Consider the following 14,127-nt stretch of genomic DNA (forward strand, 5'->3'; position numbering starts at 1 on the left):
AAAGAATTGTACTGTTTTCCGTTCTCTCAACAATATTCATTTTTTCTGCCAGCCAAGCTGGCAAAAACATTCCTGCAGGCACTAAAAATATAATGAATGGGATGAAAATGGCATATTCAATAAACCTATATTTAACCCCAATCTCCGATTTCAATTTTCTTTGAATTTTAAAGTAAATTACTGATAACCAGCATAATAAAAATAACACTATTAAGGTTAACAGACTCCAAATAATAATACCCATAGCTTTATATACTCGTCATTTATCAAGTTTCTCATCAATTTTATTCATAGTTTCCTTTACTGCTGGAGCAAGCTTTTCTACACCTGAGTTGACTGCCCCTTCAACATATTGGCAACATATTGGTGTCAGCAACATATTGGTGTCAGGTCTTGCCCTTTGCCCCGATGGATACTTTATGGCTTTTCCCTGAAATAATACGGCTAATAGTTCCATAATGTAAGCCAAAATAATGACTTAACTCTGTCTGACGGTATCCTCCGCTGGCGTAAGCTAATCGAATGGCTCTGTTTCTGTCCCCTGAAGCTTGCTCCACATACCAATCTAACGGCTTCGCGGGTAAACGTTTTTGCTTCGCAGGAATTTCAGATAGCAATTCAGGGCTGGATATTTTGCTTTGCATTTCACTAACAAAACTATCTGAACCTAAATAAATCAGCTGCTTAACCTCAGGCCATAAACTTTTTCCCACTCCCCGAAATACAAAATCCTGATACTTACCAATGGCCTGTGAACGTTCACCACCAAAGACTGACAATAACTGATCTACTGCCAACCAAGCTGGCGGTTTCTGATAATGGCAGGTAAAAACATAGCTACTCCAAGGCCAGTCTTCGCAACTATCCACCATGGCCGCACGCACCGGATTTAATACAATATAACGACTGACCTCCAGCAGATAACTGTCCTTTTGTACCAGTATTGCTTTAAAGCGCCCTTGAAACAGATGGCCTACTCTTTTGTGTGCTCGGTTAAAGGTCTGGGTATAAACACCATTGAGCTGGCGCATGCCGTCACTTAAACTGGCATCTGGAGTTTCAAGCAGAAGATGATAATGGTTGGTCATCAAGCAGTACGCATGTACTACCCAGTTGAAGCGCTCGCAAACCTGCGTCAACAGCTCCAAAAAAGCCTGATAGTCAGCTTGATTCAGATAAATAGCTTTTCGCTCGTTACCACGTGACGTCACATGATACAAAGCTCCGGCAAACTCTAATCGCAGTGGGCGGCTCATCCTTGACCCCAAAACAGATAAGGTCAATTAACCATAGCTAACCTTATGTGTCCAGGCAAGGCTTTATGCCACCTCACGTTTTGATGAATGCTTAACAACATTCACAGCATACAATCAGGGAACTGGAAACATCTGCCATTGAAAATCAATGCCATCAATACATTACAACGAGGGGCAAAGGGCAAGACCTGACACCAAAGTCAATCAATACATTACAACGAGGGGCAAAGGGCAAGACCTGACACCAAAGTCTCAAATTACTTGCCTCTCGTACTATACCAAGCGATAAACAGTGTTAATAAACCCGTTCCAACAACCAAAAATAAAATCCCAAGTAAAATGCTTGATAAAGTAATTGAGTCTCCATTCCCCGTCATAAAAGACACAAGAGTTCTGAATGCGGTAACAGCGAGCATGACAATAAGTACGTACTTAAAACCCAACCGCCATGTTTTGTAGAATTCTTGATTATTTTTTTTCATTTAGCTGATCCTTTTCTGTCACCATCTTTTCAGCAGCTTTAACTCCGGAAGCAGTTACGGCTCCGACAACTGCTCCAAAACCTTGAGCAGCAGTTTGATTCACGCCCTGACTTGTTAATTTACTCTGCACTGAGTCTCCAACAATTTTTTGCATGGTGCCTGAATTGCCAAGACCCGGAACAGAGGCTGCCGCAGATGTCAACGCTTTCCCCAAATCACCTGCTTTACCATCGATTGAATCATGAACTAAAGATTCACCTGCATTCCCTACAGCGTTCATAGCGGCATCTACAGCAATAGTAGCCAATTTGCCTAAACCAGCAGATGCTACAGCTGACGCCCCACCAGTAATCCCTCCCATTAATGCACTGGCTGCTATCTTTTCTCCATTGAATCCCTTACCTTCGATTGCTTGAGATGCTACTTCGCCTATTGCACCTGCCGCAGCACCAATCAGGACTTGAATAAATTCACCATCCGGATCTGTGTACTTATAGGGGTTATTATTAGCATAGGCATAGCGGTTGAAGCCCATCGCTGGGTTGCCTTTTTGCATATGCCCGAGCATATCCACCGGATCATTAATGTAAAAACGACCTATGACTGGGTCATAATACCGCTGCTGCATATAAGTTCACCCTATATCTTTAAACAGCAACTACGGCTTTATCAATAAAAAACGGCAGTCTGTTTCACCAGACTGCCGTTTTTTTATCGCCACAAGTTAAGACTTCGCTTCAGCTCTTGCTTTGGCTTTTTCATGCCATTTTTGCTGACGCTCCGCTAATTTAGCTTTTTGTTCCACCGTCAGCACTTTGTTAATCTCAAACTGTAATTTCGCGCGGGCTACTTCATGGTCCAGTTTGTCTTTTTGTTTTGCTTCCAACAAAGCCCGTACAGCAGCTTCGTCAAAGGTATCCGCCTGCACCAAAGCTTTTAACTGATCCATTTCAGATTTTACTTCATCCCGCTTTGGCATAGTGGCACGGTGTTGTTCCATCAGAGTTTTAATCTGATCTTTTTGCGCGTCGGTTAAATCCAGTCCCTTGAGCGCTTTCATATGAAAACCCGCGGCCGGGCCATGGCCTTCATGAGCACGGTCTGGGCCTGCATAACTGCTGGCGCTGGCTGCTGCTATTACACTACTGAATACCAATGCGATCACTGTAGAATGTTTCATCGTGTCTTTCCTCATTTGCCTTGTTTGGCTCTCATTGCGACAGTGATAGCTTACGACACCGAATGCAAAGCAGCGCAAAGCCAACGTAAAGGTTGTGTAAAGGACTGCAACAGCTTAGCGCTGTCTTTTACACTGGCAAAAAAAGCCCGGGAGCCGGTATGACTTCTATATTGATGATTGATGACGATGTAGCGCTGACCCAACTGGTTGCAGAGTATCTGCAACTGGATGGTTATCAGTTCAAAGCTGTGCATCAGGGACCTGAAGGCCTGGAGCTGGCTAAATCCAATACCTTTCAGTTGGTGCTGCTGGATATTATGTTGCCGGGCATGGACGGTCTGACGGTGTTAAAACAACTGCGCCAGCATAGTTATTGTCCTGTGCTGATGCTGACCGCACGGGGAGATGAAATAGACAAGGTGGTTGGGTTGGAGTTGGGAGCGGATGACTATCTGGCTAAACCTTTTAGCCCGAGAGAACTGGTCGCCCGTATCAAGGCGATACTGCGCCGGGTGGAACTGATACAACACCAGCAACAACCTCAATTAAGCGCACTGCAGGTCAATGGACTGCGACTGGACAGCGCTAAGCGCCAGGTTTTGGTTGGAGAACAACCCCTGATCCTGACCGCCACTGAATATCAAATTCTTGAACTGTTGCTACGTCACGCCGGAGATGTAGTCAGTAAAGAAGACTTAAGCCAGTTGGCACTGGGTAAAAGGTTACAGCTTTATGATCGCAGCCTGGACATGCATATCAGCAATATCCGCAAAAAAATTGCTCAGTACGATGAAGGTGAAAAAATTCAGACCTTAAGAGGTTTAGGTTATGTCTTGCTGGAGGGTGAACAGTGATGAACTGGTCGGGCTTTAATCCGGTCAATTACCTGGCTGGCCGGATTTTCTTATGGTTTTGGCTGGTGTTATCTGTGGCGGTAGCCGGCGCTATTTTATTCGCCAGAGGCTGGCCTGAGCAAACGGAAATAAGGCGCTTACCTCATCCTGTGGCTGAACAGTTCAGACACCTGAAGGAACATGTTCAGCCTTTTGCTCACCTGAACACCCTACAGCGCGATTTAGAACGCAAATACAAAGGCCGTTGGCTAATGGTGGATGTAGACACTAATCAACTGCTCAATCCGGATGCTTTGCCAGCAAATTTTGATCCGAATTGGCTGACCGAACTGTCACAACTGAATCGTCCGCGTTTACTGGTGCATAAAAATACTTATGTGGCGGGCCCCTTGCCGATGGTCATTTCAGACAAAAACATTGCATTGTTTCAGTTAAAACAGCGGCCTGAACAAGCCTGGTGGCAACTGCATACACTGCCGGAGGGCTCGTTATTGACTTTACTGGTGGCAGTGTCAGCTATTGCCAGCTTAATTCTGGCCTTGTCGATCACCCGTCCTTTGCGTGAGCTGAGCGCTAGTCATCTGAAATTTGCCCAGGGCGAGCTGGATAGCAGAGTCACAGCTCTGGCCGCACGCAAAGACGAATTAGGGGATTTAGGCCGGGGTTTTAATACCATGGCAGCCCGGATAGAGGACCTGATCCATAATCAGCAGCGCTTGCTGCGTGATGTCTCACATGAATTACGCTCGCCGCTCACCCGCTCCCAGTTAGCACTGGCGTTGCAACAACGGCAGGGCGATACCCCACAACTGCAACGCATTGAAATGGAGCTAAAACTACTGGACCAGCTCTTAGATGAGTTATTAACCTTCAGCCGATTGGACGCAGGCCAGTACCCGTTAGAAAAGCAGCCGTTAGACTTAACAGAACTGCTCGGCGCTATTATTGAATTAAATCAACTGGAGGCCGACGCTAAACAACAACGGGTGCAGCTCAATGCGCCGGCACAATGCTGGCTGGATGCAGATCAGCGTTTATTAGGCCGCGCTATTGAAAATGTGCTGCGAAACGCTATTAAATACAGCCCGGAACAAAGTCTGATTTTATGCAGGCTTGAGCAGCAGGAACAACAGCTTGAAGTGCTGATCCAGGATCAGGGCCCCGGTGTGCCGGAGCAGAGTTTATCGCACATTTTTGCGCCTTTTTACCGGGTATCAACAGTGCGTGAACACCAAAATGGCACGGGCCTTGGTCTGGCGATAGCGGCCTCAGCCATACGACAACATCAGGGCCGTATCAGCGCATCATTGCCAACCAGCGGTGGTTTATTAATACGCATTGTATTGCCCCTGCCCCACTAAGGATATCGGATTGTCTGCATCATCACCTAAGCTACTAAATGCCAGTTTTAGCGAGCAGCAACTAGCACAAGCTCAGCCTGAATTACAAAATTTCTGGCAACAAGGCCAGCACCAGTTTTTTTCCAGTTTTGACCAGACACGGATCTGGTACAGCAGTTTTCGCCATCCTTCGCCTCGTGCTGAAATAGTGCTGTCTCCGGGCCGTATTGAGGCGGCTCAGAAGTATCAGGAATTTAGCTTTGATCTGTACCAGGCCGGTTTTACTGTGCATCTGATTGATCACAGAGGTCAGGGTTTGTCGGACAGGATCAACGCCGATCGGCATTTAGGTGATGTGGCGGATTTTCAGCATTATGTAAAGGACTTCGCGCTTTGGCTGGAACAGCAGATCAGGCCTTTGCAACAAGCACCGCTGTTGGGTTTGGCGCACTCGATGGGCTGCGCCATTTTATGTCGCTACTTGCAGCAGCATACTGAGCACGGTTTTAGTGGAGCTGTGTATTGCTCCCCTATGTTTGGCATTCAAAGCCAGCCTGTCCCCAAGTGGATAGCCCTGGCACTGGTGCGTTTACTGCACAAGCTGAACAAGCTGACCGGTGGAAAAAGCCGCTACTTTCCGGGGCAAAAACCTTATCAGGATAAAGCCTTTGCCGGTAACCACCTGACTCACAGCCCTGTGCGTTATCAGTTGTTCCGTCAGTTGTATCAAGATGTGCCGCACTTGCAGTTAGGTGGCGTGTCCTGCCGCTGGTTATACCAATCCTTGCAGGCTATTGAGGCATTACACAAGGCTCCGGCTTTGTCTTTACCTCAGTTACTGCTGCAGGCGACAGAAGATCCTGTGGTCGACAACCAGATGCAGCAGTTGTATCTGAAAAAACATCAACAACAGGCATTGCCCTGCGAACTGATCGCAATACCGGGCGCTTTGCATGAAATTATTTTTGAAAGCGACCCGCTACGTCATCAGCTATTCAGCGCTTTGGATCGTTTTGTGCTTCAACTCGGACTCTGAATAAGGTTCTGCATGAATAATAACTTCGGCTTGTGTATAGAGCGCCATCAGTTGCTGCTCGGCCTGATCCACTATGGCATGAGCCGCCAACAAAGATAAATCATCCTGCAACACCAGACGAAGCTGAATAAATACATCAGGTCCAGCCTGGCGGGTTTTGAGTTGTTCTACCGCCAGCACGTGAGGCTGAGTCAGCAAAGCCTGCTCTATCCGTAACAACTGCTCCTGGGGTAATTGTTGGTCCAGCAAATGCTGGAGTGCCTCTCTTGCTAATTCGTACGCACTGTAAAGTAAATAACCACAGATCAGTATAGCCACCAGGTTATCGACCCAAACAAAGTTCTGACTGGCGAAAAACAACGCCGCGATAACCAGCAGATTCATCAGTAAATCACTGCGATAATGCAGCAGATCAGCCTTGACCGCTAACGATCCGGTGCGTTTAATGATCCAACGCTGAGCCAGCACCAGAGTCAGGGTTAACAGGGCACAAAGCAAGGTAATGCCCATCCCAAATTCCAATTGCTGGACGGCTTCGGTCTGATGTAAACGGCTAAACGCCTGAGTCAGCAATAACACTGCTGCGCCAGTTAAAAAAGCCGACTGCAACAAGGCCATCACAGCCTCCGCTTTGCCATGACCGAAACCGTGGTTGTCGTCTGCAGGGCGCAGTGCATAACGTAATACAGCAAAATTCAGTACCGAAACCAGTAAATCCATAGAGGCGTCCGTAAAAGACGCCAGCACAGAACTGGAATTAGTGGCCAGCACAGCACTGAACTTCAGCAGCAAAATGGTCAGAGCAATAGTCAGCGTCAGATAGCCTGAGCGTTTCACCCACAGTTGATAATCGGTATTCTCTGTCGTCTCTGTGTTCAAAGTGTTCATAGTCGCCTGTTTCGTCATCAGCATCCATAGGCATTGTACGCCAATTTTGTTACACTCAGCGCGCTTAAAAACTTGGATATGATCATGCTAGACATAGTGTTATACGAACCTGAAATCCCGCCTAATACCGGCAATATTATTCGTCTTTGTGCCAACACTGGCTTTCGCCTGCATTTAATTGAGCCTTTGGGGTTTGCCTGGGATGATAAACGTATTAAAAGGGCTGGTCTGGATTACCACGAGTTTGTCGATGTGAAACGCCATGCAAACTTTGCTGCCTTTTTAGCCGATGTCCAACCTGCCCGGATTTTCGCCTGTACCACCAAAGGCAGCAAGCACCATAGCGATGCGGTTTATCAATTGGGTGATGCGCTGGTTTTTGGCCCTGAAAGCCGCGGTTTACCTGCCGATCTGCTGGCGACTTTTCCTAAGGAGCACTGGCTGCGTATTCCGATGACCCCCGACAGTCGTTCGATGAATCTGTCCAATGCAGTTTCAGTCTTTGTCTATGAATGTTGGCGCCAATTAGGCTACGCCGGAGCCAGGCCCTGAGTTTGCCAAGCAGGAAAGCATAGAGCTATAGTGTTGATTGGTGGAGTGATATGGACCCAAGTCACTGCACCAGGCCGAACTAGGCGGCGTTTTTTCTCGAGGTCACTTGGGTATCTCACTAATTTTAATAAAGATGGTCTGGGGAATAAATTCAGATGCTGCTGCGTTGCCTTAAGTTTTGTCTGGCGTTTTGGCTTGTCTGCTGCAGTGGTGCTGTTCAGGCTTATTTGCAAGTACAGCCTATGGTGCACTCCCGTCAGTCGCAGCATTTAGCCATAGAGCTGTTTACCCAGGACTCCTCGGGATTATTGTGGTGGAGTACCAGCACTCAGTTGCATCGCTTTGATGGTCATGAACATCAGTCTTTTAATTTGCCTGAGCAACTGCAGACTCAGGCTTTAGTTCAGTTACTGACACTGAATCAACAACAGTTATGGCTGGCCAGCCTGGATCAACTCTGGCTGTTTGAGCAAAACACTGGGCAGTTCCGTCAAATTTGGCAAAGCAAGCAACCGATCAAAGCTTTGTTTTTATCCAACAGTTTCGCCCCCTTGATTTTAACTGAGCAGGAAATTTGGCAGTGGCCCGTTCAATCGCCGGAAGCCCGTTTGTTATGGCGCAGCAGTAGCACAGCCGCGGCCTGGGTGCAGGGCGTCAGTGATGGCCATTCATTATGGCTCTGGTCAAAAGACTCCAGATTATCCCGATACGACCTGAGTAACCAAAGATGGCAGCAGTACCCGTTGGCGCTGCCACCACACACAGATTTGGCAGTAGGGCCTGATCAACAACTCTGGCTATTGGCACAGAATAAACAACTCTATCAGCTCAAAGGCCAAGAGCTGCTGGAAATCGCTCCACCTGCGGATTTTTACGCCAGCAGCCTGGAAGTAGACCCGCTGGGTCAGGTTTGGTTACTGTCTGATCAACGCTTGTATTTATATCAACCCGATACCCAATCCTGGCAGATCCAGCCACTGGCACAAGCCTGGACTGAATTGTTTGCCGACCGTCACCAGAATATCTGGTTAGCCGATGCCAGCGGTACCTTAGCCCTGGCTCAGTCTTCGGCTGTAGCGATGCAAAGCGCCGAGCCCACTCAATTCTGGGACAATAAAAACCAACTCTGGCACCTGGAGCAGCAGCGACTTACTCTGCAGTCTGCTGCATCTGGTCAGAGTTTGAGTCTGACGTTTCCTTTTGCACCAGACCAGGTGAAAAAACTCTGGCAATTACAGCAGCATTATTTTGTCTGGGCCAGTGACAAAATCTGGCGTTATGACGCCTCAACTGCAAGCTGGCTAGCGCAAGAGCCGCAGCCGGTACTTGATCTGGCGTTAGCTGAAGAGCAGTTTTGGTATCTGACCGAACAGGGACTATGGCAGTGGGACCACAACAGCGGTGCCACCTTACTGAACAACCAAATCAGTTGGACGCTGGTACGTTACCATTCCGGACAGCTTTGGTTATCAGGCGCAGCGGGGCTCTATTCATACGAGCTGGCAGAACAGCAATTGCGCAGCTACCAATTCAGCCACTGTCATACCCCACCTTGCGCAGATGCGCGTCAAATTATCGATCTGCAGCCGGAAGCTACAGGACTCTGGCTACTGAGCCCGGATCAGTTGTATTTTTATCAGGTGCACTACGACAACAATAAGCTCAAACTAGCTTTACAAAAGCAGTGGCAAGTCCCCTGGCAACAGCAGTCTATGCTCAAGCGGGAACAACAGCTCTGGCTTTGGTCCAGACAGCAGCTTAGCTTGCTGGATCTGGATACGAACGCTCTGTTGCAGTGGCAACTGAATCAAGGCGAATATCTGCAGCCCTTCCAGCCTCAGGTGGTACAGCAGCAACTACTACTCAACAGTTCCATGCATCATTACCGACTTCCGGTGCAGCAACACAAACGCTCCGCAGTGACGAATCCTTTACGTCTTGAACTTATTGCAGAAAACGGACAGCACCTGACACGAAAGGAGCACCAGCTATACATCGACAGTTGGGGACCTGAACTGCAGTTTCGCCTGAGCCATTATCCGGCTGCGGGGCAACAATGGAATTATTTCCGTTACAGTCTGGATAAAGCACCAGCACAGGTACTGACCTACCCTCAACGTCATTTCAGCCTGCAGTTAGGGGACAGCGGCAGCTACCAGTTAACTATTGAAGCAAGCCGCGACGGCCTGAATTGGCAGCAGGCAGGAGACTATCAACTGCAATTCAACCGCTACTGGTGGATCCAACAGAGCTGGCTCTGGCTGATTTTGTTTCTGTCTGTTGCTATGCTGGCGTTCTTGCTATGGCGTTATCGTGTGCATCAACAACGTTTGCATCAGCAACTTGAGCAGCAGTTGATGATCAGCTCTCTGTTCGACAACACCCAGGATGCAGTTTGGCTGGGCGACGAACAATTGCGGATTGAAAAAGTGAATCAGGCTTTTTGCCACATCACAGGCTTTGACGCGAAGCAAATGCAAGGTCAAACCCTGCAACTTTACACAGCTCAGGGACATCAGACAGAACTGCTGAAAACCATAGTGCAGCAGTTACAGCAATTCAATTTCTGGCGTGGCGAAGTCTGGAGTAAAAAAGCCAATGGCGACAGTTTTGCCTTGTCTTTAGCTATTACCCTGCTATCTGGCAAAGAGATGCAGGAACCTAAACTCTATCTGGCTATCTTCTCCGATGTCACCAACCGTAAATTAAACGAACGTGAGCTGCGTAAACTCAGCACCAGAGACCCTCTGACCCAATTGCCCAACAGGGCTTTATTTCTGGAACATCTGGACAGAGCCTTTTACAGTTGCAGCAGCCGTTTTCCTCACTTTGCGGTATTGTTGGTCGACCTGGACCGCTTTGCCAAAATTAACGACTCATTAGGCCACGACAGTGGCAATCAATTGCTGAAGATGGTGGCTGAACGGCTACAGAAACAGCTCCCAGCTGGCTATATTCTGGCGAAACTAGGGGTCGATGAGTTTGCCATTCTGGTGCCCTCTCATTTTAGTGTGGAACAATTTGATCTGTTATTAAATCGTCTGAGCCTGCAATTATTGCTGCAAATTCGTCAGCCGATAGCACTTGGCGATTTGGAAATTACTCTGACCGCCAGTATTGGTATTGCGGTTTATCCGGACGATGGCCGCTCCTCTGATATTCTAATGCGCAGCGCCGATACAGCCTTGCACCACGCCAAACAAATGGGTCGTAACAATGCCCAGTTCTTTAATGACAAGATGCTGCAACGGACCCCGGAGTATCTGGCTTTAGAAAGTGATTTGTGGCGCGGTATCAGTCAGGGTGAATTTAAAGTGGTGTATCAGCCCAAGTACAATGTGGGTAGCAATACCATAGTAGGTTATGAGGCCTTATGTCGCTGGCACAACCCGGTTAGGGGCATAGTGTCTCCGCTGATGTTTATCCCTATTGCGGAAGAAAACGGCGTTATTATTCAACTGGACCGGCTGGTGTTTAGTCAGGTCTGTGCGCAAATCCAGCAATGGCAGCACCAAGGCCGGATGCGGGGCCGGGTTGCAGTGAATTTGTCTGTGCAGCAATTGCAGCAACCTGATTTACTCGACTTCCTACGACAAGAACTTGAACATTATCAACTGGATGCCGCTTTACTTGAGCTGGAAATCACTGAAACGGCGATGATGCGTGATGCCGATCACTGCCTCGAAGTGATGCATCAGCTTAAGGCTATGGGCTTTACCCTGGCATTGGATGATTTTGGTACCGGCTACTCGTCTTTGGGTTATCTGAAACGTTTCCCTATCGACACCCTGAAAATAGACCGGGCTTTTATCAAGGATATGGATACCTCCGAACAAGACCGTAATATCACCTCCACTATTATCCGCTTAGCAGGCTATCTGAAGATTGCCGTAGTAGCTGAAGGCGTCGAAACTGAAATGCAGGCTTATTTACTGCACGTGATGGGCTGTCAAGTGGTGCAGGGGTATCTGTTTAGCCCACCTGTGCAACCGGAACAAATCGCTGCGCTACTGGATAAAGAACCAAAGACAGAGAACTAATCTCAGAGGTCAGGCGACAAAGGAACGAGACCTCAGGAGCATAGCTGTCTATGCGACTGGGGCGAGACTCTTACCTTAAAAGCGGGGCAGGCAACAAAGCTGCGGTATCAAATACGACGGCTAATACCCTAAGTAGTTGGTGTTGCAGCGCGGCGACAAAGGAACGAGACCCCAGGAGCATAGATCACTATGCGACTGGGGCGAGAGAGTGCAGGCAACAAAGCTGCAGCGCCAAATACGACGGGAAAACTATTCGTCGCGTTTTTCGCGGCCTAACAGATCCATCGCCGCCAACCGCGCATCTTTGCCCTGATACAACACCTGATAAATTTGTTCAGTGATAGGCATTTCGACACCAACACGTTGCGCCAGGTTAAAGACTTCTTTGGCATTGCGATAGCCTTCCACCACCTGACCTATGGTCGTCATGGCTTCGTCTACGCCTTTGCCTTCACCTAACAACAAACCAAAACGTCTGTTACGGGACTGATTATCAGTGCAGGTTAATACCAGATCGCCTAACCCCGCCATGCCCATAAAGGTTTCTTTTTTTGCACCCAAAGCACAGCCTAAACGGCACATTTCCGTTAAACCACGGGTAATTAAAGCGGTACGGGCATTGGCACCAAAACCAATACCATCCGCCATCCCTGCGCCTATCGCAATGACGTTTTTCACAGCACCACCGAGTTGCACCCCGATAAAATCAGGATTGGTATACACCCTAAAGGTTTTAGTGCAATGCAATAAATCGGATAAAGTGGCGATAAATTCAGGATCAGTCGAAGACAAAGAGATCGCAGTAGGCAAGCCTTTTGCTAATTCCTTGGCAAAAGTGGGGCCAGACAACACAGCTAAAGACACGTCTTCGCCGAGGATCTCTTTCGCCACATCCTGCAACAAGCGACCGGTTTCCGGTTCCAAACCTTTAGTGGCCCAGGCCACACGAGCTGCAGGCTGCAAATAAGGCTTGATCTGCTTTAAAGTATCAGCAAAGGCATGGCTTGGCACAGACAATAAAATATCGCGGCAAGAGCTTACTGCATAGGCCAGATCGTCGGTCACAGCTAAGGAATCAGGCAACCGGATATCCGGTAAATAGCGCTGATTGACCCGTTGTTCGGTCATCACGCGCACGTCGTCCGCGTTGCGTCCCCACAACAGAGTTGGATTACCATTACGGGCCAGTGAAATGGCAAGGGCGGTCCCATACGAGCCCGCCCCTAACACAGCAATTGCAGCTTTCATGTTAAGACTGTAGTTCTACGCCTTGCTGGGCCTGAGCTTCAGCCTGACGTTTTTGCACGTATTGAGCAAATAAGGCATCAAAATTCACAGGTGCCAGATTCAGTTGTGGGAAAGTACCACGGTTTACCAGGTTAGACACCGCTTCACGGGCATAAGGGAACAGAATGTTAGGACAGAATGAGGCTAACATATGTGCCATTTGCGCGTCTTCCAGCGCAGGTACGCTGAAAATACCAGCCTGTTGCACTTCACATAAAAACGCCACTTCTTCTTCAATGCGAGCAGTCACAGTCAAAGACAACACCACTTCAAAAGTAGTGTCGTCTAACTTGTCACTACGGGTGTCTAAGTCTAACTGAATAGCGGGCTGCCACTCTTTACGGAATATTGCCGGTGCGTTCGGTGACTCATAAGAAATGTCTTTGACGTAAATACGCTGGATGGCAAATTGTTCTGCGGCTTGTTGTTCGGCCATGATAAATCCTAGTTGTAATAATAATGAGTAAGAGCTGAGAGCCCACCGCTATTGGGCGGCGAGCAGCGAATTCAAAGTACCGGCGTTCTCCAGTGCAAAAAGATCGTCACAACCGCCAACATGAGTATCGCCGATAAAAATTTGCGGCACTGTGGTACGGCCATTGGCACGTTCAATCATGGCTGGACGCAGTTCTGGCTGTTCGTCGATTTTAATCTCGTCAAACTGCACACCTTTCTGGCCTAATAACGCCTTAGCGCGAACACAATAAGGACAATAGGCTTTAGTGTAAATAGTGACTTGTGCCATCTTTGCTCCGACTTACTTTTTAACCACCGGCAGGTTTGCACCTGTCCAGGTATTCATGCCACCCTGCAGAACAAACACTTTGGCAAAGCCCTGTTTGTTCAGCTTAGCAGCGACGCCCTGTGCAGACATACCCGCCTGACAGACTACTATGATGGGTGCGTCTTTTTTGTTTTCAAGCCCGGTTGTAGCCTGAGTGTTAATTTGTTCCGCACTCAGGTGACGGGCACCTGTGATATGACCTTTCTTAAAGTCTGCCTCAGCCCGAATATCGATGACAGTCGCATCTTCTCTGTTCACCAGTAACGTGAGCTGAGTGGGGGTAATTTGTTTGACTGACGAGGTTAGTGACTTCACCCAACTGACAACTAAAGCTAAAAACAAGGCCACCCAAGCGGCAGTCAGGTAAGGATGATTACTTAGAAAATCAATATATTGCTGCATAAACACCATTCTGTTTTATTTCAGGA

At 48.1% G+C, this 14,127-nt stretch carries 15 protein-coding genes; 5 read left to right on the forward strand and 10 right to left on the reverse strand.

Annotation, left to right across the window (positions count from 1 at the left end; translation table 11 throughout):
• The 5 genes from SD53_RS18810 to SD53_RS08725 all read right to left on the reverse strand — a co-directional run.
• Positions 1 to 244: hypothetical protein (locus SD53_RS18810; RefSeq protein ID WP_046519849.1), on the reverse strand; the 244-nt coding region annotated here is incomplete at its 3' end.
• Between the two features lie 142 nt (positions 245 to 386).
• Positions 387 to 1,256 (reverse strand): REP-associated tyrosine transposase, encoded by an 870-nt coding sequence (locus SD53_RS08710; protein WP_046519850.1) that lies wholly within the window; start codon positions 1,254 to 1,256, stop codon positions 387 to 389.
• A 257-nt stretch (positions 1,257 to 1,513) separates the two neighbouring features.
• Positions 1,514 to 1,738, reverse strand: coding sequence for a hypothetical protein (locus SD53_RS08715; RefSeq protein WP_046519851.1), 225 nt, complete (start codon positions 1,736 to 1,738; stop codon positions 1,514 to 1,516).
• Positions 1,725 to 2,366, reverse strand: coding sequence for an RHS repeat-associated core domain-containing protein (locus tag SD53_RS18815; RefSeq protein WP_046519852.1), 642 nt, complete (start codon positions 2,364 to 2,366; stop codon positions 1,725 to 1,727). Before SD53_RS18815 ends, SD53_RS08715 begins: the two co-directional genes overlap by 14 nt.
• A gap of 96 nt (positions 2,367 to 2,462) precedes the next feature.
• Entirely contained in the window at positions 2,463 to 2,918 is a 456-nt protein-coding gene (locus tag SD53_RS08725; RefSeq protein WP_052749315.1) for a Spy/CpxP family protein refolding chaperone, read from the reverse strand.
• A 158-nt stretch (positions 2,919 to 3,076) separates the two neighbouring features.
• Between SD53_RS08725 and SD53_RS08730 the strand changes: the two genes are divergently transcribed.
• Genes SD53_RS08730 through SD53_RS08740 form a run of 3 tightly spaced genes read left to right on the forward strand, consistent with a single transcriptional unit; the run spans position 3,077 to position 6,148 of the window.
• The gene (locus tag SD53_RS08730; RefSeq protein ID WP_046519853.1) at positions 3,077 to 3,772 is read left to right on the forward strand and encodes a response regulator transcription factor; all 696 of its coding nucleotides are present in this window, start codon (positions 3,077 to 3,079) and stop codon (positions 3,770 to 3,772) included.
• Positions 3,772 to 5,133, forward strand: a complete 1,362-nt coding sequence (locus SD53_RS08735; RefSeq protein ID WP_046519854.1) for an ATP-binding protein — start codon at positions 3,772 to 3,774, stop codon at positions 5,131 to 5,133. The genes SD53_RS08730 and SD53_RS08735 overlap by 1 nt, the downstream gene beginning before the upstream one ends.
• A gap of 10 nt (positions 5,134 to 5,143) precedes the next feature.
• Positions 5,144 to 6,148 (forward strand): alpha/beta fold hydrolase, encoded by a 1,005-nt coding sequence (locus tag SD53_RS08740; RefSeq protein ID WP_046519855.1) that lies wholly within the window; start codon positions 5,144 to 5,146, stop codon positions 6,146 to 6,148.
• On the opposite strand, the gene SD53_RS08745 is transcribed toward SD53_RS08740, so the two are convergent.
• Positions 6,104 to 7,036, reverse strand: coding sequence for a cation diffusion facilitator family transporter (locus SD53_RS08745; protein ID WP_046519895.1), 933 nt, complete (start codon positions 7,034 to 7,036; stop codon positions 6,104 to 6,106). The genes SD53_RS08740 and SD53_RS08745 overlap by 45 nt on opposite strands.
• A gap of 84 nt (positions 7,037 to 7,120) precedes the next feature.
• On the opposite strand from SD53_RS08745, the gene trmL reads away from it, so the two are divergent.
• Both trmL and SD53_RS18010 read left to right on the forward strand, forming a co-directional pair.
• Positions 7,121 to 7,588 carry a tRNA (uridine(34)/cytosine(34)/5-carboxymethylaminomethyluridine(34)-2'-O)-methyltransferase TrmL gene (gene trmL, locus SD53_RS08750; RefSeq protein WP_046519896.1) on the forward strand — a complete coding sequence of 156 codons (468 nt, stop codon included), beginning with the start codon at positions 7,121 to 7,123 and terminating at the stop codon, positions 7,586 to 7,588.
• 155 nt (positions 7,589 to 7,743) lie between these two features.
• Positions 7,744 to 11,628, forward strand: coding sequence for an EAL domain-containing protein (locus SD53_RS18010; RefSeq protein ID WP_052749317.1), 3,885 nt, complete (start codon positions 7,744 to 7,746; stop codon positions 11,626 to 11,628).
• A 249-nt stretch (positions 11,629 to 11,877) separates the two neighbouring features.
• On the opposite strand, the gene gpsA is transcribed toward SD53_RS18010, so the two are convergent.
• The 4 genes from gpsA to SD53_RS08775 are packed head-to-tail and all read right to left on the reverse strand — an operon-like array spanning position 11,878 to position 14,101.
• Complete coding sequence (gene gpsA / locus SD53_RS08760) at positions 11,878 to 12,876, reverse strand: NAD(P)H-dependent glycerol-3-phosphate dehydrogenase (protein ID WP_046519856.1); 999 nt, start codon at positions 12,874 to 12,876, stop codon at positions 11,878 to 11,880.
• A 1-nt stretch (position 12,877) separates the two neighbouring features.
• Positions 12,878 to 13,351 carry a protein-export chaperone SecB gene (gene secB / locus SD53_RS08765; RefSeq protein WP_046519857.1) on the reverse strand — a complete coding sequence of 158 codons (474 nt, stop codon included), beginning with the start codon at positions 13,349 to 13,351 and terminating at the stop codon, positions 12,878 to 12,880.
• 48 nt (positions 13,352 to 13,399) lie between these two features.
• Entirely contained in the window at positions 13,400 to 13,660 is a 261-nt protein-coding gene (gene grxC / locus SD53_RS08770; protein ID WP_046519858.1) for a glutaredoxin 3, read from the reverse strand.
• 12 nt (positions 13,661 to 13,672) lie between these two features.
• Positions 13,673 to 14,101 (reverse strand): rhodanese-like domain-containing protein, encoded by a 429-nt coding sequence (locus SD53_RS08775; protein WP_046519898.1) that lies wholly within the window; start codon positions 14,099 to 14,101, stop codon positions 13,673 to 13,675.
• Positions 14,102 to 14,127: the final 26 nt, after the last annotated feature.

Origin of the sequence: Rheinheimera mesophila (assembly GCF_000986865.1) — a bacterium.
GTDB classification, from domain to species: domain Bacteria; phylum Pseudomonadota; class Gammaproteobacteria; order Enterobacterales; family Alteromonadaceae; genus Pararheinheimera; species Pararheinheimera mesophila.